This is a genomic window from Pseudomonas sp. MB-090624, from assembly GCF_003205245.1.
Classification (GTDB): Bacteria; Pseudomonadota; Gammaproteobacteria; order Pseudomonadales; family Pseudomonadaceae; genus Aquipseudomonas; species Aquipseudomonas juntendi.
Window position 1 is genome coordinate 1 of the sequence record NZ_QJRK01000021.1, and the last position, 19,590, is coordinate 19,590.

The 19,590-nt window shown below is 62.5% G+C and carries 15 protein-coding genes, 2 tRNA genes and 1 pseudogene; 9 read left to right on the plus strand and 9 right to left on the minus strand.

All coding sequences use genetic code 11. The features are described 5' to 3' along the window. Nucleotides 1-643 precede the first annotated feature (643 nt). Nucleotides 644-904, minus strand: a complete 261-nt coding sequence (locus DMX12_RS13205) for a DUF2798 domain-containing protein (protein ID WP_110677998.1) — start codon at nucleotides 902-904, stop codon at nucleotides 644-646. A gap of 114 nt (nucleotides 905-1,018) precedes the next feature. Between DMX12_RS13205 and DMX12_RS13210 the strand changes: the two genes are divergently transcribed. After that, complete coding sequence (locus DMX12_RS13210; protein ID WP_110678000.1) at nucleotides 1,019-1,948, plus strand: LysR family transcriptional regulator; 930 nt, start codon at nucleotides 1,019-1,021, stop codon at nucleotides 1,946-1,948. A gap of 219 nt (nucleotides 1,949-2,167) precedes the next feature. Here DMX12_RS13210 and DMX12_RS13215 read toward each other — a convergent pair. The 4 genes and pseudogenes from DMX12_RS13215 to DMX12_RS13230 all read right to left on the minus strand — a co-directional run. Beyond that, nucleotides 2,168-2,390 (minus strand): annotated as a pseudogene (locus tag DMX12_RS13215) (outer membrane protein transport protein); the annotation flags it as partial. A gap of 306 nt (nucleotides 2,391-2,696) precedes the next feature. Then, the gene (locus tag DMX12_RS13220) at nucleotides 2,697-3,962 is read right to left on the minus strand and encodes an OmpP1/FadL family transporter (RefSeq protein WP_029886693.1); all 1,266 of its coding nucleotides are present in this window, start codon (nucleotides 3,960-3,962) and stop codon (nucleotides 2,697-2,699) included. Between the two features lie 147 nt (nucleotides 3,963-4,109). After that, nucleotides 4,110-4,592, minus strand: coding sequence for a hypothetical protein (locus tag DMX12_RS13225; RefSeq protein WP_029886692.1), 483 nt, complete (start codon nucleotides 4,590-4,592; stop codon nucleotides 4,110-4,112). Nucleotides 4,593-4,842: 250 nt separating this feature from the next. Continuing rightward, the gene (locus DMX12_RS13230) at nucleotides 4,843-5,067 is read right to left on the minus strand and encodes a hypothetical protein (RefSeq protein ID WP_009686213.1); all 225 of its coding nucleotides are present in this window, start codon (nucleotides 5,065-5,067) and stop codon (nucleotides 4,843-4,845) included. Between the two features lie 946 nt (nucleotides 5,068-6,013). Here DMX12_RS13230 and DMX12_RS13235 point away from each other — a divergent pair. Both DMX12_RS13235 and rmuC read left to right on the plus strand, forming a co-directional pair. Next, nucleotides 6,014-6,433 (plus strand): tetratricopeptide repeat protein, encoded by a 420-nt coding sequence (locus tag DMX12_RS13235; RefSeq protein WP_110678002.1) that lies wholly within the window; start codon nucleotides 6,014-6,016, stop codon nucleotides 6,431-6,433. Nucleotides 6,434-6,593: 160 nt separating this feature from the next. Further along, the gene (rmuC, locus tag DMX12_RS13240) at nucleotides 6,594-7,967 is read left to right on the plus strand and encodes a DNA recombination protein RmuC (protein WP_161893205.1); all 1,374 of its coding nucleotides are present in this window, start codon (nucleotides 6,594-6,596) and stop codon (nucleotides 7,965-7,967) included. Here rmuC and DMX12_RS13245 read toward each other — a convergent pair. Next, a complete protein-coding gene (locus tag DMX12_RS13245; protein ID WP_009686216.1) occupies nucleotides 7,939-11,415 on the minus strand; it encodes a PAS domain-containing hybrid sensor histidine kinase/response regulator in 3,477 nt (1,158 codons plus the stop codon). The genes rmuC and DMX12_RS13245 overlap by 29 nt on opposite strands. A gap of 260 nt (nucleotides 11,416-11,675) precedes the next feature. Here DMX12_RS13245 and DMX12_RS13250 point away from each other — a divergent pair, with 260 nt between their 5' ends. From DMX12_RS13250 to DMX12_RS13265, 4 genes are all read left to right on the plus strand, one after another. Then, a complete protein-coding gene (locus DMX12_RS13250; protein WP_029886688.1) occupies nucleotides 11,676-12,407 on the plus strand; it encodes a GntR family transcriptional regulator in 732 nt (243 codons plus the stop codon). Between the two features lie 99 nt (nucleotides 12,408-12,506). Then, nucleotides 12,507-13,781, plus strand: a complete 1,275-nt coding sequence (locus DMX12_RS13255; protein WP_110678004.1) for an MFS transporter — start codon at nucleotides 12,507-12,509, stop codon at nucleotides 13,779-13,781. Between the two features lie 23 nt (nucleotides 13,782-13,804). After that, nucleotides 13,805-14,638 (plus strand): amidohydrolase, encoded by an 834-nt coding sequence (locus DMX12_RS13260; protein ID WP_110678006.1) that lies wholly within the window; start codon nucleotides 13,805-13,807, stop codon nucleotides 14,636-14,638. A gap of 138 nt (nucleotides 14,639-14,776) precedes the next feature. Then, the gene (locus DMX12_RS13265) at nucleotides 14,777-16,654 is read left to right on the plus strand and encodes an MFS transporter (protein ID WP_110678008.1); all 1,878 of its coding nucleotides are present in this window, start codon (nucleotides 14,777-14,779) and stop codon (nucleotides 16,652-16,654) included. Between the two features lie 9 nt (nucleotides 16,655-16,663). Here DMX12_RS13265 and sugE read toward each other — a convergent pair whose 3' ends face one another. The 3 genes from sugE to rdgC all read right to left on the minus strand — a co-directional run bounded on the left by sugE (nucleotide 16,664) and on the right by rdgC (nucleotide 19,181). Next, complete coding sequence (gene sugE, locus DMX12_RS13270; RefSeq protein ID WP_110678010.1) at nucleotides 16,664-16,981, minus strand: quaternary ammonium compound efflux SMR transporter SugE; 318 nt, start codon at nucleotides 16,979-16,981, stop codon at nucleotides 16,664-16,666. Between the two features lie 122 nt (nucleotides 16,982-17,103). Beyond that, complete coding sequence (locus DMX12_RS13275) at nucleotides 17,104-18,075, minus strand: bile acid:sodium symporter family protein (protein WP_110678012.1); 972 nt, start codon at nucleotides 18,073-18,075, stop codon at nucleotides 17,104-17,106. 185 nt (nucleotides 18,076-18,260) lie between these two features. Next, complete coding sequence (rdgC, locus tag DMX12_RS13280; RefSeq protein ID WP_009686222.1) at nucleotides 18,261-19,181, minus strand: recombination-associated protein RdgC; 921 nt, start codon at nucleotides 19,179-19,181, stop codon at nucleotides 18,261-18,263. Nucleotides 19,182-19,398: 217 nt separating this feature from the next. On the opposite strand from rdgC, the gene DMX12_RS13285 reads away from it, so the two are divergent. Both DMX12_RS13285 and DMX12_RS13290 read left to right on the plus strand, forming a co-directional pair. Beyond that, nucleotides 19,399-19,474: transfer RNA gene (locus DMX12_RS13285), tRNA-Val, on the plus strand. A 13-nt stretch (nucleotides 19,475-19,487) separates the two neighbouring features. Continuing rightward, nucleotides 19,488-19,564: transfer RNA gene (locus DMX12_RS13290), tRNA-Asp, on the plus strand. The last annotated feature ends 26 nt before the right edge of the window (nucleotides 19,565-19,590 follow it).

Genomic DNA, 19,590 nt, shown 5'->3' on the forward strand with positions numbered 1-19,590 from the left:
GGTGACGGGCATGGATGCCCGTCAAGCGCTGAGGCCCCAGGGACGGGGCCTGCAGCGCGTACTCCCGGGAGCATGCCCGTAGCGAGGGAACCCCGGAGCGCAGCGCAGGGGCCGGATGACGGGAGCGGGCGGCTTTGGTTACTTTGGCCAAGACCAAATTAACCCGCCGTAAGGGCGGAAAGGTGACTCGGCGCCGCCTACGCGAACGTATACCTATGCGGTGTAAACGCCCACACCTTTGCAGCGCTTGAAATCTTGAGCGCTGGTTTTGATAGCGCGGAAACTCCAGCTGCGATAGCGACGCATAGTCACCTTTTCGCCCTTACGGCGAGTCACTTTTTGTCAGACGCGACAAAAAGTAACCAAAAAACGCTGCGCTCCCGTCATCCGGCCCCTGCGCTGCGCTCCGGGGTTCCCTCGCTACGGGCATGCTCCCGGGAGTACGCGCTGCAGGCCCCATCCCTGGGGCCTCAGCGCTTGACGGGCATCCATGCCCGTCACCTCCCTCCGCATGCCCTCCGCTCGGCCTCCTGAAGTCGCGAAGATCAAGATCAAGATCAACAGCCAGATCAAAAGCCAGATCAACAGCTGTGCGGGGATTGAAGAAGTGGGCCAGCGCCGCCTGTGCCAGCGGTAGGCGACCTCACTTGGCATGCACTGTGATCGCAACCAGCCGTACAACCACCGGCCTCACCATCAATACACAGACAAACGCCACCGGCATCGCCAACTGATAAGCCTTCAATACATTGCTCAGGTAGTCCGGGGTAACGCCAGCGTTCGCTGCTGTAATAACAAAGCTCATCAATAACGCCATGATCAAAGACATGTAGAACGCGAAAACATAGGGCGTGGCGACGGGGTGCAATTTGCGGCGGCGGCGGGTGGGGGACAGATCGTTCATGCGTACTCCTTGAAGTTAAGTGAAGCCGCAGGCTAGCAACCCTCGCAATGGCAGCAGTAGACCAGCAATACTGAGTTCTTTATAAAGAGATGCTTACGAATCAAGGGCCACTACATGGACCTGCTCAACGCCATCCGTTGCTTCATCAAGGTCGTCGAAGCCGGCAGCATTGCCGCTGGCGCCCGTAACCTCGGCCTCACCCCGGCAGCGGTCAGCCAGAACCTCGCCCGCCTGGAAAGCCACCTGCAGGTGCGCCTGCTTACCCGCACAACCCGTAGCATGTCCCTGACACCCGCAGGCAACCAGTACTACCAACGTGTCAGTCATATCGAGCGTGACCTTGCCGAAGCCGAGCAGGCCATCACCACCCCAGACAGCGAACCCCAAGGCCGACTGTGCATTGCTTCGACCTCGGCGTTCGGTCGCCATGTAGTGGCTCCCCTGATACCCGCCTTCAGCGCCCGCTACCCACTGCTTTCGATAGAATTGGTAACGACCGATCGGCGCGTCAACCATGCCCGTGAAGATGTCGATGTGAGCCTGCGCATCACCCCGCAGTTGGAAGAGCAACTGCTGGCCCGGCACATCGCCCGTATCCCGTTCATTTGCTGCGCCTCACCCGGCTACTTGCAAAGCGCCGGCCTACCAAGCACGCCTGAGGCCCTGCGCGATCACCGGTGCCTGGTGTTCCGCTACCCGGTGGACGGCCGCCTGCTACGTTGGGGGTTCATGCGTGACGGGCTGCGCTTCGAGCCGGTGTTCGGCAACGTGCTCATCAGTGACGACATCGATGCGCTGACCCACATGGCCGTGCACGATGGTGGCATCACCCGCCTGGCCGAATTCATCGTGCGGCCCCATCTGGCTTCAGGTGCGCTGGTGCCGTTGTTTGAATACAGCGACAACGGCCAGGCATACGCCCAGACCGAGCCGATGGACATCTACCTGTGCCTGGCAGACCGCTTTGCCATGACGCCTGCTGTGCGCGTGTTCACGGCGTACCTGCGTGAACACCTGGCTGACACCTGGCAGGTCCAGAAGTGAAAAACCGCCACGAGGGTAATGCCAGTCAGTTAAGTAGTTTGGGGCCGCTTTGCGACCCTTCGCGGGCACGCCCGCTCCCACAGGGAATCGCGCTTTCTTGAGTTCAGCGCCAAACCTGTGGGAGCGGGCGTGCCCGCGAAGGGCTGCAAAGCAGCCCCACTAACGCTTAACTGACAGGCATCAACCGCGAGGGCGGTTTTTTTCAGGCAGCGCGTACCGTCAGAAACGATAGGTAAGCGACGCACCGACACCGCGCTGTTCTCGTACTTGGCCTGGTAGCTGCCCTTGGGTGCGCTGACCTGGTTGACCTTGGTGTCTTCTTCCCAAAGGTAGGAATACGCCACGTCAATGGTCATGTCATCATTCGGGCTCCAGCCTGCGCCCAGGCTGAACACCTTGCGATCACCTGGATGCGCGGCGAACGGTCGTGGTTGTTGGTTGGCAGACCGCTTTGCCATGACGCCTGCTGTGCGCGTGTTCACGGCGTACCTGCGTGAACACCTGGCTGACACCTGGCAGGTCCAGACGTGAAAAACCGCCACGAGGGTAATGCCAGTCAGTTAAGTAATTTGGGGCCGCTTTGCGACCCTTCGCGGGCACGCCCGCTCCCACAGGGAATCGCGGTTTCTTGAGTTCAGCGCCAAACCTGTGGGAGCGGGCGTGCCCGCGAAGGGCTGCAAAGCAGCCCCACTAACGCTTAACTGACAGGCATCAACCGCGAGGGCGGTTTTTCAGGTAGCGCGTAGCGTCAGAAACGATAGGTAAGCGACGCACCGACACCGTGCGCGCTGTTCTCGTACTTGGCCTGGTAGCTGCCCTTGGTTGCGCTGACCTGGTTGACCTTGGTGTCTTCTTCCCAAAGGTAGGAATACGCCACGTCAATAGTCATGTCGTCATTCGGGCTCCAGCCTGCGCCCAGGCTGAACACCTTGCGATCACCTGTTGGGATGCGCGGCGAACGGTCGTGGTTGTTGGTTGGCGACTGGTCAACGGTAAAGCCGGTACGCAGTACCCACTCCTTGTTGACCTTGTACGATGCACCAATGGCGTGTGCCCAGGTGTCATGCCAGTTCTGCTCTTCGGTGATGGTCTGGAATGCCGAACCTGCCAGTGGCGCAGGCACATCGTTCTGCACGGTGATGTTTTCCAGGCGGCTCCAGCGGGTCCAGGTGCTGCCCGCGTAGAGGGTCCACTGGTCATCGAGTTCGTGAGTAACCGAAAGGTCGACCGATTCCGGCGTCTTGATCTTCAGGCTGGCATCGAACTTGTTGCCGTTGAACGGCCCGATCAGCGGGGTGCTGACGCGGGTCTTGCCTTCCAGCTTGTAGTCGACCATCGAGTGGTAGGTCAGGCCGACGCGGGTGCGGTCGGTGGCCTGCACCATAAGGCCGATGTTGTAACCAACGGCAGTATCGTCACCCTTGATTTTCACTTCACCATCGTTGCGGCCCGGGGTGAATGGGTTGATCAGGCTGGAGCCCAATTCACCCTTGATGCGGTTGATGGTTGGACCAAAACCGATCGAGACCTTGTCGTTGAAGGCGTAGCTGACGGTAGGCTGGAAGGTGACGACCTCGACGTGGCTCTTTTTGCCCCAGTAGCGCGCAGCATCATCGCTGCCGTAGTCGGTTACCAGGCCGAACGGCACGTAGACACCGAAGCCGACGCTCCAGTGGTCGTCGATAGGTTTGACGTAGTAGCCCATGGGCACGCCAACGACCGGCACCATGTCACCATCGGTTTCCCCCCCGAGGTTGCTGCCTGGCCCGGAAATGTCGGTTTTGGCGATGACGGCTGCGCCGCCCACGGTGAACTGTTCACGTTTGAGGCGGGACATGCCGGCCGGGTTGCCAAACACGGTGCTGGCATCTTCGGCAGAAGAAGAACGTCCCGCGAAACCTGTCCCCATGCTGCTGATGCTCTGTTCGTTCAATGCAAAGCCGCTGGCGAGCAGTTGGCTGGATGCAAGAGCAACGGCTACGCCGAGGGAGGTTTTGAGCATTACTTTTTTCATTATTAGAAAACTCCTTGGGATCTCCGGGGCGAAAAGCTACCAACAAATGACGCGCCGCGCTATAGCCTGAATCGCAGGAGTTAGAGCGGTTTTGTAGGACAATCCGACCAAAATTCCTTTTTTTCCGGCTTTGATGTAGGACGCTTCTCAAGATGCCTGGGGCAATCTTTGATCCACGCAGGTGTGCCAAGCATGAGTGAAGTCGCGCAAGCGGCCTTGGGGGTAGAAAATCTGACGCCATATGCGCGCCAGTGCCAGTAAATCGTCAGCGGCGGGCAAGGGCATGGCGTGCTCTTCGACGAGCATCCAGGCAATGGCCGTGGAGTATCGCAGGTTGACCGTAAGCTCGAGGTGCGGGCCGCCCAGAAAGGCATGCTGGCTCGCCAGGCCCCGGACCAGGCTGGCCAGATCGGGATCACGGGCCAGGTAGTTGTCCCACAGCGCTTGGTGGCGGTGTTCGCCTATGCGGTAGAGGCCGTGCCCGCGTCGGTCGTGCAAGGCAGCCCCGAGTGCCGACTGGCTGGCGGCAATGCCCAGTAACAAGGCTTCAGCGCTGGCGCAGTGACGGTTCAGGTAAACCAGGGTGGGCCGTATCACATACTGACACAATTCATTCGCCGCAATACCCATGATGCCCTCGAACAGTAAAAGGCCGGACGGGCGCTGGAGCTTGGCAGCTGGTGAAGGAGTCAGGCCCGCCGGAAGCGGCAAGTACCGCTCGAGTTGAAGTGTAGTGTGATAATCGTGGTGTAAAGAGCTGTTTTTAAATCGATTGCTGCCTGACGTTGCGGGGTATATGCCCTAAGGCAATTACGCCGTGAACGTTCAGGCAGGTAGACGATGGCATGATTCAGCGCATGAATACTGCAGTATTCGCCGCTCACGCGGTGAGCGACTGGCGAGTCCTTGCAATGACTGCCTGCAAGGGTTCATTGCGGCTGTACTGTTCAGGGTACAGGCGCTCGGTGTGGCAGGCGACGCCGTGTTCGTCTACCAGGGTAAAGCTGAAGCTGCCTTTGCGTGGGGCAACGATAAGGCACTTCAAAGGCGAGAAGGCCTGGGAAAGGGTGCCAATGGCAGCCTGAATCTGATGATGGGTTTGCATATTGTTGGATGTTCCTGCTTTAAACACGGGGAGTATGATCCGTGCATGATAGAAACGTTCCAGTGACGCCATTATTAAGGGACGAGCGAACCTGACTGGAACAGGGCAGCCAGAGGGGGCGCAATCAAATGTGGGCGCTTGGGCTGACTGGTAGGTACTTCAGAAGGCAGGCAGCACGCCGAGGCCAAGGTTCGCGGCCATCGGGGTGGGATCCTGATCAATCTGTCGGGTGATTCGTGCCTGACCAGCCTGTGGCTGGCGAGTGAATCATCGAATGGGCCGTCCTGATTTCAGCAGGGCCGCACTTGGGAGGTGGGCGACTGCAAGGACATTGGGCCAGAATTGACTTTCAGCTTGGTACTAACGAGGCGGACTGTACAGTGAATGAGTGCGCTTGGCAAGCACCGCGTCAGTATTGGGTAGCCGAGTAGTATGGCCTGAATTTGCCAGGCTGGGAAGAGGGTGCAAATGGCCCGTATCGCCACGGATGTGCCCATTGCGTGCATTCAAAAGAGGGCTCACGGTGCATTTGTTCACATTCGGTGCAGGGCTTGTAACAGCACCGCAACAACCCCTGCCGACTTCGCCAATGCCTTGACTGCGTGGTTAAGTCAATGAAAAAAAACACTATTTTCAGCTGGTGAAAAAATCGTCAGTTTGACTGAAGCCCACAGTTTACGGGGGTTTGCGGGGTGTGTCATAGGGTTGTCCACCGAGTTATCCACAGGAACTGTGGATTGTCCCCGGCACTTGCTCTAGCACGGGCGTATCAGCTACGCGCCAAGCTGTCCGACAATCGCTAAGCCTGAATGACTAGCCCAGCCATTCGCCGGCGAACGTCAAGAAAAGATCATTTAAAATTTTTTTCATTGTTCCGGATTCGACAGGCCATGGCGAAAAAAAAAGCGTACAGTGGCGCGCCTTTCGCATTGCCTGACGTGTTGCCATGAAGTTCCGCAGTAAACACCTCGCCACCTCCGCCGCCCCTACACCACCCCCTGACGCCAAGCGGTTCAGCTTGAAAGTGGCCTTGTGGCTGCTCGATAGCCCGCGCCTCGGTGACAAGCCCCAGGTCAAGCATCTGGCGGGCCGCCTGCTGAAGCAGCCGGCCCGCCAGGGTGTGGTGGTGGCGCAAAGCCGGCTTGGGCAAATGCTGTGCCGGGATTGCGGCAATGCCCGTGACCGGCGCATTGGCCATGAGTTACTGCGCCAGGCAGCGCGGGCCGGGGACCGGCGGGCGCAGCTGGAATACGCGCGGTTGTGCCAGCACAACGCGCCGGCGCAGGCGCGTTACTGGCTGGAGCTTGCGGCGGGGCAAGGTTCGCAGGAAGCGCAGCGGCTGCTGGGGCAGTGGTTTGCGGGTTGAAGGCTGATAAGCTGCAGCCAATTTGCACAGCGCGTTCGGGGTAAGCATGACAGTGGATCTGGCCAGCATTCTGCTCGGCGTGGTGGCAGGGGCTTTGCCCTGCCTGGGGTGGATCATGCAGCTCCAGCGCCGTCAGGGGGCACGGCAGGGCGAGCAGGCATTGCTGGAGGAGCGCCTCAACGCCGCCCAGTTGGCCCAGGCCGGGCTGCAAGCGCAGCTGGATGCCAGCCGCGACGAAATCAGCGACCTCAGCGAAGCCAATACCCTCAAGCAGAGCCAGCTGGCCGCCCAGGGCCGTGAGCTGGAGTTGCTGCAGATCGACCGCGACAACGCCCGCGACGCCGCCCATGCCTGGCACCTCGAACGCGCCAACCGCGAAGCCGAACTGCGCCGCCTGGAGGCGCAGAGCGCACGCCTGGAGGCTGAACTGCGCGAACAGCAGGAAAGCCACCAGCAACGCCTCGAAGACCTGCAAGAAGCCCGTGACACCCTGCGTGCCCAGTTCGCCGAAATGGCCACCAAGATCTTCGACGAGCGTGAGCAGCGCTTTGCCCAGACCAGCCAGCAGCACCTTGGCCAGTTGCTCGACCCCCTCAAGGAACGCATCCAGTCGTTCGAAAAACGCGTCGAGGAGAGCTACCAGCAGGAAGCCCGGGAGCGCTTCTCGCTGGGCAAGGAGCTGGAGCGCCTGCAACAGCTCAACCTGCGCCTGTCCGACGAAGCTACCAACCTGACCCAGGCACTGAAGGGCCAGAAAACCCAGGGCAACTGGGGCGAGTTGATTCTTGAGCGGGTACTGGAGCATGCCGGCCTGGAGAAGGGCCGCGAGTACCAGACCCAGGTCAGCCTGAAGAGCGCCGATGGCGAGCGCTTCCAGCCCGATGTGCTGATCATGCTGCCGGGCGACAAGCAGGTGGTGGTGGACGCCAAGGTCAGCCTCACGGCCTACCAGCAGTTCGTTTCCAGCAATGACGAGGCCGCGCTCAAGCAGCATGTGCAATCGCTGCGCAGCCATGTCAAAGGCTTGTCGAGCAAGGATTACAACCGCCTCGAAGGCCTGCACAGCCTCGACTTCGTGTTGCTGTTCGTGCCCATCGAGGCGGCCTTCTCGGCGGCCCTGCAGGCGGAGCCGAACCTGTTCCAAGAAGCCTTCGACCGGCAGATCGTGATCGTCAGCCCCACGACCTTGCTGGCGACGTTGCGGGTGATCGACAGCCTCTGGAAGCAGGAACGCCAAGGTCAGAACGCCCGGGAGATCGCCGAGCGGGCCGGCTGGCTATACGACAAGTTCGTCCTGTTCATCCAGGACCTGGACGAGCTGGGCAGTCGCCTGCAACAGGTGGACAAAGCCTATGCTGCGGCGCGCAACAAGTTGTGCGAGGGGCGCGGTAACCTGGTAAGCCGCAGCGAGCAATTGAAGTTGCTCGGCGCCCGCGCCAGCAAAAGCCTGCCGCCCGACTTGCTGGAGCGGGCGCTGGCCGACGCGGCGCTGGCCGATCAAGCGCTTACTGAACCAGGCTCAGATGGCGATTGAGCATGGCGCGCAGGGCCGCAGGCTTGACCGGCTTGGCCAGGTAGTCGAGGCCGGACGCATGCACCAGGGCAATGGTTTCCTTGCTGCCGTCGGCACTGATCACCACACCCGGTACGGGTTCACCCAACCGCGCACGTAGCCAGCCCATCAGCCCGGTGCCGGTCTCGCCGTCGTCCAGGTGGTAGTCCACCAGCGCCAGGTGCGGGCGCAGGCCGTGGTCCAGCAAGGCGGCGCATTCGGCCTGGTTACGCGCAGTAGACACCTGGCAACCCCAACGGCTGAGCAGGCTGTTCATGCCGATCAGGATGCTGTCTTCATTGTCTACGCACAGTACCTGCAAGCCTGCCAGCGGCTGGCTCGCCTGCTCCAGCGGGGCGGGCTGTGCCGGCGCGGCCTGGCGGGCGATGGGCACACTGACCCGAAACACCGTACCTTTGCCTGGCCATGAACGCACTTCCAGTGGGTGGCCGAGCACCCGGCACAGGCCGTCGGCGATCGCCAGGCCCAGGCCCAGGCCCTTTTCGGCACGGGTCTGGTGGCTGTCCAGGCGCTTGAACTCCTGGAAGATCACCTGCAGCTTGTCGTCGGCGATGCCTGGGCCGCGGTCCCAGACTTCCAGCCACAGCCGCCCGCCCTGGCGCCGTGCCCCCAGCAGAATCGGGCTTTTGCCATAGCGCAGGGCGTTGGTAAGAAAGTTCTGCAGCACCCGGCGCAGCAGTTTCATGTCACTGTCCACCCGCAGGCGGCTGCCGCGCAGGCGGAACTCCAGGCCTTTCTCGGCAGCCAGCAGCTTGAACTCGGCGCCGAGGGTGTCGAACAGTTCGGTAAGGGCGAAGGGCTTGGCGTCTGGGGTTATCTTGCCGTTTTCCAGGCGCGAGATGTCCAGCAGGTCGCTGATCAGCTCCTCTGCCGAGCGCAGCGAGCTGTCCATGTGCTGCACCAACTGCCGGGCTTCTTCATTCATGCCTTCGGCCTGCTGCGACAAGGCGGCGGAAAACAGCCGCGCAGCGTTCAACGGTTGCATCAGGTCATGGCTGACTGCAGCCAGGAAGCGGGTCTTGGACTTGCTGACCGCTTCGGCCTGGCTCTTGGCTTCGGATAAGGCCTGGTTCAGTTGCGACAGTTCATGGGTGCGCTCGGCCACCCGTTGCTCCAGGCCTTCGTTGGCATCGCGCAGTGCCTGTTCGGCCTCGCGGAACGGCGTGATGTCGGTGAAACTCATGACGAACCCGCCCCCGGGCATCGGGTTGCCGATCAACTCGATTACCCGGCCATTGGGGAACAGCCGCTCGGAGGAGTGCGCGCGGCCCTGGCGCATCCAGTGCAGGCGGCGCGCCACGTGCACCTGTGCTTCGCCGGGGCCGCACAACCCGCGCTCGGCGTTGTAACGGATGATGTCGGCAATCGGCCGGCCGACGCTGATCAGCCCCTCCGGGTAGTTGAACAGCTCCAGGTAACGGCGGTTCCAGGCCACCAGGTGCAGGTTCTGGTCGACCACGCTGATGCCCTGGTTGATGTTCTCGATGGCGCCCTGCAGCAGGGCGCGGTTGAACTGCAGGACTTCGCTGGCTTCATCGGCGATGCGCACCACGTCTTCCAGCTGCATGTCGCGGCCTTCGATGGCCGCCTTGACCACCGCGCGGGTCGACGAGGTGCCCAGCACGCCGGCCAGCAGCCGTTCGGTGTGTTCGATCCAGTCGCCGTCCGCGTTCTGGTTGGGGTTGAAGCCCTTGCCCTGGCGGTAGGCAAAGCGGATGAAGCTCTGCCGGGCGCGCTCTTCGCCGACAAAGCGCGATGCCAGGGTCAACAGGTCGTCGATCTGTACCGCCAGCAGTGGCTTGCTGCTGGGCCGGGCGCTGGTCTGCTGGCCAATGAAGCGGCCAGCCTGCCAATGTTCGGACACCCGCGTGCGCGACAGCAGCGACACCCAGGCGAACAGGGTGAAGTTGCCCGCCAGCGACAACACCACGCCTTGGGTCAGGGGGCTGATCGGCAGGTTCAGCGGGTTGCCGTGTAGCCAAGCCAGCCCTGGGAACACCTGCAGGGGCCAGCCCACACTGTGCGCGGCAATCGGCAACACCAAGGTGTAGAACCACAGGAAGATACCGGCAGCCAGGCCGGCAAACACGCCGCGGCGGTTGGCCTGCTTCCAGTACAGCGCGCCGAGCATGGCCGGGGTCAATTGGGTCACGGCGGCAAACGCGATCTGGCCGATGGTTGCCAGGCTGGCGGTCGAGCCCAGCAGGCGATAGCTGACATAGGCCAGCAGCAGGATCACCACGATGGTCACCCGGCGCACCGAGAGCATCCAGTGACGAAACGCTTCGAACGGCCGTTCGGCATTGTTGCGGCGTAGCAGCCAGGGCAGCAGCATGTCGTTGGAGACCATGGTCGACAGTGCCACGGCCTCGACGATGACCATGCCGGTGGCTGCCGAGGCGCCGCCGATGAACGCCAGCAGGGCCAGGCTCGGGTGGGCCTCGGCCAGCGGCAGGCTGATCACGAACGAGTCGGAGATCACGGCCCCTGGCAGCAGCATTTGCCCGGCCAGGGCAATCGGCACCACGAACAGGGCAGCCAGCCCCAGGTACAGGGGGAACACCCAGCGGGCCAGGCGCAGGTCTTGTGGTTCGATGTTCTCCACCACGGTGACGTGGAACTGGCGTGGCAGGCAGATGATCGCCATCATCGCCACGGCGGTCTGCACCACCATGGAAGGCCAGTTGATGGTCTCCTGCCAGTAATCCTGCAACTGAATCGACTGGCGTGCCTGGCTGAACAGGTCGCCGAAGCCGTCATACAGGTTGAACACCACGAAGATGCCCACGGCCAGGAAGGCCAGCAGCTTGATCAGCGATTCGAAGGCAATGGCCAGTACCATGCCACGGTGGTGTTCGGTCACGTCCAGGCTGCGCGTGCCGAACACGATGGCGAACAGCGCCAATACCAGCGACACCACCAGCGCGGTGTCCTGGACGCGTGTGCCGGTGGCGTCGGCACTGGCGCCGATCAGCAAGTTCACGCCCAGCACGATGCCCTTGAGCTGCAGGGCGATGTAGGGCAGCACGCCAACCAGGCAGATCAGCGCCACCACCACCGCCAGGGTCTGCGACTTGCCATAGCGTGCGGCGATGAAGTCGGCGATCGAGGTGATGTTCTGCTGCTTGCTGATCAGCACCATCTTCTGCAACACCCAAGGCGCAAAAATCAGCAGCAGTACCGGGCCCAGGTAGATCGGCAAGAACGCCCACAGTTGTTCGGCGGCCTGGCCAACGGCGCCGAAGAAGGTCCAGCTGGTGCAGTACACGGCCAGCGACAGGCTGTACACCCAGGCACGCAGCTTGGGCGGCAACGGCGTGCTGCGGCGGTCGCCATAGAAGGCGATGGCGAACATGATGGCCATATAGGCCAGGGCGACCACGGCGATCAGCCCGCTGGACAACGACATGAAAACTCCGAAGCAATAAGATAACGCGGTCCCGATCTACCAGTCTGGCACGCTGGTGGCGCTTCGTCAGCGCCGACGATGGTCGCAGTGGCGCGTGGTCGCAGGGCCCGGCTTCGCTGACCGGTAGCGGCCCTGTCGCCAGCAAGGTAGCTGACGCCTCAGAACCGCGACAGGCGGAGGATTGACAGCCCGGCATACGCGGGGAATACTGCCTCCAGAATTCATATATATGTTTATATAACAACAAGAGAGCGAGACCCATGCACCCACTGTCCGGTGATGCTCGACTGCCCCGTTACCAACAACTGCGCGACCACTTGCTCGAGCAGATTGCCAACAACCGCTGGCGCCCAGGCGAAGCGATCCCGACTGAGGCTGCCTTGGCCACCGAATTCGACATGTCAGTCGGCACCGTGCGCAAAGCCGTGGACGTACTGGTGGCTGAAGGCGTGCTGGAGCGTCAGCAGGGGCGCGGTACCTTCGTACGCCGCCCGCAATTCCAGTCTTCGCTGTTCCGGTTCTTCCGCTTTGAAGCCGCCAATGGCCAGCGCGCGGTGCCTGAAAGCCGCATTCTTGCCATCGAGCCGATGACCGCGCCTTCGGCGGTCGCCGAAGCACTGGGCCTGGCGGTTCACAGTGAGGTGATCCGAATTGTCCGTACGCGCCTGCTCGGCGCCCAGCCGGTACTGGCCGAAGAAATCTGGTTGCCGCGCCAGACGTTCCAGCCGTTGCTGGAGGTCGACCTGAACAGCGAGGGGCCGCTGCTGTACCCCCTCTACGAAGCACTGTGCGGCCAGGTGGTCGCCTACGCCGAAGAAACCCTCACCGCCGAAGCGGTTGACGCGGCGCATGGCCGTTTGCTGCAACTGCCGGCCGGCAGCCCGGTGGTGGTGATCGAGCGCCTGGCCCGTGACTACGCCGGCAAGCCGCTGGAATGGCGCCGCTCACGCGGCCATGCGCAGCACTTCCGCTACCGCATCGACATTCGCTAAGCCGGCGGCTGCACCCCGTTTCCCTCTGCGCCGTGCACACGCGGCGCGGTGGCTTCGCTTGCCTGGCGGTCACAGGCACACACTAGAAGGATAACAATCATGTTCAGTTGGTATCGCCAGATCACCTCGCGGGAACGCAAGACATTCTGGGCCTGTTTCGGCGGCTGGTCGCTCGATGCGCTGGAAGTGCAGATGTTCGGCCTGGCCATCCCGGCGCTGATCGCCGCGTTCTCCCTGAGCAAAGGTGATGCCGGCCTGATCAGTGGCCTGACCCTGGTGACTTCGGCCATCGGCGGCTGGCTGGGTGGCACCTTGTCCGACCGCTACGGCCGCGTGCGGACCCTGCAGTGGATGATCCTCTGGTTCTCGTGCTTCACCTTCCTCTCGGCGTTCGTCACCGGTTTTTACCCCTTGCTGTTGGTCAAGGCCATGCAAGGCTTCGGTATCGGCGGCGAGTGGGCTGCCGGCGCCGTGCTGATGGCCGAAACCATCAACCCGAAATACCGCGGCAAGGTCATGGGCACGGTGCAGAGCGCCTGGGCCGTGGGCTGGGGCCTGGCCGTGGCACTGTTCATGCTGATCTACTCGCTGGTGCCGCAGGAATTTGCCTGGCGGGTGATGTTCTTCGTCGGCCTGTTGCCGTCGTTGCTGATCCTTTGGGTACGCCGCAACGTGCCCGAGCCGGACAGCTTCCAGCGCCTGCACACCGCCAATGCCATCCCTGCCAGCTTCCTGCACTCCATGGCCGGCATCTTCCGCCCGCAGCTGTTGCGCGTGACCTTGCTGGGCGGCCTGCTTGGCCTGGGCGCCCATGGTGGGTACCACGCGGTGATGACCTGGCTGCCGACCTTCCTCAAAACCGAGCGCAACCTGTCGGTGCTGAACTCCGGTGGTTACCTGGCGGTGATCATCCTGGCCTTCTGGTGCGGTTGCGTGGTCAGCGGCCTGCTGATCGACCGCATCGGCCGGCGCAAGAATATTCTGCTGTTCGCCCTGTGCTGCGTGCTGACCGTACAAGCCTATGTGTTCTTCCCGCTGACCAACACGCAGATGCTGTTCCTCGGCTTCCCGCTGGGCTTTTTCGCCGCCGGTATCCCGGCCAGTCTGGGGGCGTTTTTCAATGAACTGTACCCGGCCGAGGTGCGCGGTGCCGGGGTGGGCTTCTGCTACAACTTCGGCCGCGTACTGTCGGCAGTGTTCCCGTTCCTGGTCGGCCACATGAGCGAGTCGATGTCCTTGGGCAGCGCCATTGGTATCGACGCTGGCATCGCCTATGGCGTGGCGGTGATCGCCGCCTTGTGCTTGCCGGAGACCCGCGGGCGCACCCTCGAAAATGCCACGGCGCCGCACACCGCCGGGGCAGTTGCCAAATAACCTGACTTTTCTGTATGAGAGCCATGCCCGACGTACCTCCTTTACACCTGAGCGCGATCGACAGCCACGCCCACGTTTTCAGCCGTGGGCTGGCGCTGGTCAGTGAGCGGCGCTATGCCCCTGATTACGATGCGCCGCTGGGCGACTACCTGGGCCAGCTGCTGGCCCATGGTTTCAGCCATGGCGTGCTGGTGCAGCCGAGTTTCCTCGGCACCGACAACCGCTACCTGCTCAGCGCCCTGCAGGCGGTGCCGCAGCAACTGCGCGGGGTGGTGATGCTGGCGCCCGATGTCGCGCCACACACCCTTGCCGACATGGCCCGGTCAGGCGTGCGTGGTGTGCGCCTGAACCTGATGGGTCAGACCCTGCCGGACCTGGCCAGTGGCCGCTGGCGACCGCTGCTCGAACGCATTGGCGAACAAGGCTGGCACCTGGAACTGCACCGGCAGGTGGCGGACATACCGGCACTGGTCCGCGCGCTGCAGCCCTATGGCCTGAACATCGTCATCGACCATTTCGGCCGCCCCGATGCCCGCCGTGGGCTGGGCCAGCCCGGGTTCGCCGAACTGTTGACCCTGGGCGGGCAGGGCAAGGTTTGGGTGAAGGTGTCGGGGATCTACCGGCTGGCGGGGACGCCGGACGAGAATCTGGCCTTCGCGCGCTCGGCACTGTGCGCGCTGGAAGCGCACTACGGCGCCGAGCGCTTGATGTGGGGCAGTGATTGGCCGCATACCCAGCATGAGTCGACGATCAGCTTTGCCACTGCAGTGCAGCAGTTCGAGGCCTTGGGTTGCTCGGCCCAACTGCGCCAGGCCCTGCTGGTGGATACCGCGCGGGCTTTGTTCGGTTTCGAATGAGCGCCTGCCGGGCGCGATCGACCCGCTGAGCGTGGCGGGTTCTGACCCTACGCTTGCCAGCCGCTGCATTTCCCATGCAGATTGTGGCCTGGTGCGCCCGGCGCGCCTCCAATTGAAAAGCCATCAGGACCAAGGACGATGAGTCATTCCTCGCAATTCACCTTGCTCGGCAAGCGGCGCTTCCTGCCGTTTTTCATCACTCAGTCGCTGGGTGCCTTCAACGACAACCTGTTCAAGCAGTCGCTGATCCTGGCGATCCTGTTCAAGCTCAGCCTGGGCGAGGGTGACCGGTCGATCTGGGTCAACCTGTGTGCCTTGCTGTTCATTCTGCCGTTTTTCCTGTTTTCGGCGTTGGGTGGGCAGTTTGGCGAAAAGTTTGCCAAGGACGCGCTGATCCGCGCCATCAAGCTGGCCGAGATCGCCATCATGGCGGTCGGCGCGCTGGGCTTCATCACCAACCACCTGGCGCTGATGCTGGTGGCGCTGTTCGGCATGGGCACGCATTCGGCGCTGTTCGGCCCGGTGAAGTATTCCATCCTGCCCCAGGCCCTGCGTGAAGAAGAGCTGGTCGGTGGCAACGGGCTGGTCGAAACCGGCACCTTCCTTGCCATCCTGGCAGGCACCATCGGCGCCGGGGTGATGATGTCGGCCGACAGCTACGCCACCGTGGTGGCCGGGGGTGTGGTCGGCACTGCGGTGCTGGGCTACCTGGCCAGCCGCTGGATCCCGCGGGCAGCCGCGGCCTCGCCGAACATGCCGCTGGACTGGAATATCTTCAAGCAATCCTGGGTGATCCTGCGCATGGGCCTGGGCCAGCCGCCGGCAGTGTCGCGCTCGATCGTCGGCAACTCGTGGTTCTGGTTTGTCGGTGCCATCTACCTTACGCAGATTCCGGCCTACGCCAAGGACTGGCTGCACGGTGACGGCACCGTGGTAACGCTGGTGCTGACGCTGTTCTCGGTGGGCATCGCGCTGGGCTCGCTGCTGTGCGAACGGCTCAGCGGGCGCAAGGTGGAAATCGGCCTGGTGCCATTCGGCTCATTCGGCCTGACCTTGTTCGGGCTGCTGTGGTGGTGGCACTCTGGCGATGTGCCAGCGGCCGCTGCGCCGCATGACTGGCTGGCGCTGCTGGGCATGAGCCAGGCCTGGTGGATCCTGCTGTCGATCATGGGCCTGGGGGTGTTCGGCGGCTTCTACATCGTGCCGCTGTATGCCTTGATCCAGGCCCGCACCGGCGAAGACCAGCGCGCCCGGGTAATCGCGGCCAACAACATCCTCAATGCCCTGTTCATGGTGGTGTCGGCACTGCTCACCATCCTCCTGCTGGGCCTGGCCAAGCTGAGCATCCCCCAGCTGTTCCTGGTGGTGTCGCTGCTCAATATCGCGGTCAACGCCTACATTTTCAGGATCGTGCCCGAGTTCACCATGCGCTTCTTGATCTGGCTGCTCAGCCATTCGATGTACCGCGTGCAGCACCGTGACCTGCAGCGCATTCCCGACCAGGGTGCGGCGTTGCTGGTGTGCAACCATGTCTCGTTCGTCGACGCGCTGCTGTTGGGTGGGGCGATCCGCCGGCCGATCCGCTTTGTCATGTACTACAAGATCTACAACCTGCCGGTGCTCAACTTTGTCTTCCGTACCGCAGGGGCCATCCCGATTGCCGGGCGCAATGAAGACCAGGCCACGTACGAGCGGGCCTTCGCACGCATTGCCGCGTACCTGGCCGACGGCGAACTGGTGTGCATCTTCCCGGAGGGCAAACTGACCGGTGATGGTGAAATCGATGTGTTCAAGGGGGGCGTCAAGCGCATCCTCGAAGAAACCCCGGTGCCGGTGATTCCGCTGGCCTTGCAGGGCTTGTGGGGCAGTTTCTTCAGCCGCGACCCACGCAAAGGCTTCTTCAAGCGGTTGTGGTCGCGGGTGACCATCGTGGCCGGTGCCGCCATCCCGGTGGAGGCGGCGCAGCCAGAAGCCCTGCGTGAGCAGGTCAGCCGCTTGCGCGGCAACCTGCGCTAGGGGAGGGGATCAGCTGGCGCTGACCTTCAGGCCGACCAGGCCGGTGATGATCAGCGCCACGCTAACCAGGCGTACCAGGGCCATGGATTCGCCGAACAGGATAATGCCGGCGATCACCGTGCCCACGGCCCCCACCCCGGTCCAGATGGCGTAGGCAGTGCCCAGCGGCAACTCCTTCATGGCCAGGCCCAGAAGGCCGAGGCTGATAGCCATGGCGGCAACGGTGAGTACGGTAGGCAGTGGCTTGCTGAAGCCGTTGGTGTATTTGAGGCCTACGGCCCAGCCGACCTCGAACAGGCCGGCGAAGAACAGGATGATCCAGGACATGGTGCTTCTCCATCGTGGTGAATGATGGGGCCGTCCCCGGAATGATCACGCGGTGCGTCGTGAGGCCGTCCTCACAGTGAGCACTATAGTGCATACCTGCAGGTTTCAGGGCAAGCCTGGCGTCACCCTCGATGCCTGGCCTGTTCTACCCCTTCAGTCTGCTCCCCGGGCTCACCCATGCGCCGGAACCAGGTCGACAGCAGAGCCCCGGAAATATTGTGCCAAACGCTGAACAATGCACTGGGCACCGCTGCCAGGGGCGAAAAATGCGCCGCTGCCAATGCCGCCCCCAGCCCCGAGTTCTGCATGCCCACCTCCAGCGCCAGTGACTTGCGCTGGGCCAGTGGCAGTTTGCACAGCCTGCCGGTCAGGTACCCCAACAAGTAGCCAAAGCTGTTGTGCAGCACTACCACTGCCATGATCAGCAGCCCCGATTCGGCAATTTTTGCCTGGCTGGCCGCCACCACTGCACACACGATCATCACGATGCTCACCACCGACACCAGCGGTAGCACTTGCACTGCCGCCTGCACGCGAGCACCGAGCAAACGCTGGGCGATGACGCCAAGCACGATCGGCAGCATCACCAGTTGCAGGATCGACCAGAACATGTCCATGAAGGACACCGGCAGCCACGCCGAGGCCAGGAACCAGATCAGGGCAGGGGTCAGCAGTGGTGCCAGCAGGGTCGTGACAGCAGCAATTGCCACGGCCAGGGCCAGGTCGCCCCGAGACAGCCAGACCATCACGTTGGAGGCCGTGCCACTGGGGCAACAGCCAACCAGGATCACACCCACGGCAATTTCCGGCGGCAATTGGAACAGCTGGCACAGCAGCCAGGCCATGCCCGGCATGATCACGAAGTGCGCAACCACCCCCAGCATCACCCGCCAGGGCTGGCGGGCGAGGGCGGCGAAGTCGTCGAGCTTGAGGGTGAGGCCCATACCGAACATCACCAGCCCCAGCAGCGGCACGATGGCTACCTTCAAGGCGATGAACCATTGCGGTTGCAGGAAAGCCAGCAGGGCGAACACCAGCACCCACAGGGCGAAGGTGTTGCCGACAAAGCGGCTGAGGGCGGCGAGGGCACGCATGGGGCAATTCCTTTTCTATTTATGGCTTCAGGCATTTCACTGGCTTCTTCGCGGGCTTGCCCGCTCCCACAGGTACATCACAGTATTCAGGCCCTGTGTTGTACCTGTGGGAGCGGGCAAGCCCGCGAAGAGGCCAGCACTGTCCCGGGATTTCTCCCAAGCCAGCACCGGCATTACGAACAGCATCAGACCCCCTGCGGAATCTCCTCGCCACCCAGGGCCTCGAACAGCACCGGCAAGAATTCGGCAAAGGTCATCATCATCAGCTGGAAGCTGGCGTCGAACTGCTGGGCCGCCTCATCGCCACCGTCCTGTTCGGCCTGCTCCTGCAGCAGCTCTTCGAACTTCAGGCGCTTGATGACCATCTTGTCGTCGAGGATGAACGACAGCTTGTCCTGCCAGGCCAGGGCCAGTTGGGTAACCACCTTGCCGGTGCTCAGGTGCAGCTGGATTTCTTCGCCGGTCAGGTCCTGGCGTTTGCAGCGCACGATGCCACCGTCTTCGGCGGTGTCGCGCAGTTCGCACTCGTCCAGCACGTAGAAGCCTTCAGCAGCCTGTTGCGACTTGACCCAGTCGGTCATGGTGGCAACCGGTGCGATTTTTACCGTGGCTGGGCGCACTGGCAGCGAGCCCATCACTTCACGCAGGGTCGACAGCAGGTCTTCGGCACGCTTGGCGCTGGCCGAGTTGACCAGGATCACACCCTGACGCGGGGCAATGGCAGCGAAAATCATCGAGCGGCGGATGAACGCGCGCGGCAGGAAGGCCTGGATGATCTCATCCTTGATCTGGTCGCGTTCTTTCTTGTAGACCTTGCGCATCTGCTCGGTCTCGATCTCTTCGACCTTTTCCTTCACGGCGTCATTGACCACGCTGCTTGGCAGGATGCGTTCTTCCTTGCGTGCGGCAATCAGCAGGTACTCGCCGCTGACATGCACCAAGGGCGCGTCTTCGCCTTTGCCGAACGGTGCGATGAAACCATAGGTGGACAGCTCCTGGCTGGCACAGGCGCGGGCCGGCTTGCTGGCCAGGGCGGCCTCCAGCGCTTCAGGCTCGAACGGTACTTCCTGGGTCAGGCGGTAGGTCAGCAGGTTCTTGAACCACATGCGGGGCAATCTCTCATTAATGCATAAGGCGGGCATTATTCTCCGAGCAGTGCTCCCAGGCCAACCCTGTCAGAGGGCCAGCAGTGTTTAATGGCGCAAGAAAACGCCTGGCAACGCTAGGTCTTTGAAAGGACTTAGGTTTTTTTTGAAGAAAGTTTAAAAAGTGCTTGCCAGGGTGCAGGGGCGTACGTAGAATGCGCGCCACACCGAGAGACATGGGTGATTAGCTCAGCCGGGAGAGCATCTGCCTTACAAGCAGAGGGTCGGCGGTTCGATCCCGTCATCACCCACCACTCGATGTATAGCGCAGCGGTAGTTCAGTCGGTTAGAATACCGGCCTGTCACGCCGGGGGTCGCGGGTTCGAGTCCCGTCCGCTGCGCCATATTCAACTTCCAGGGCCCACTGAAC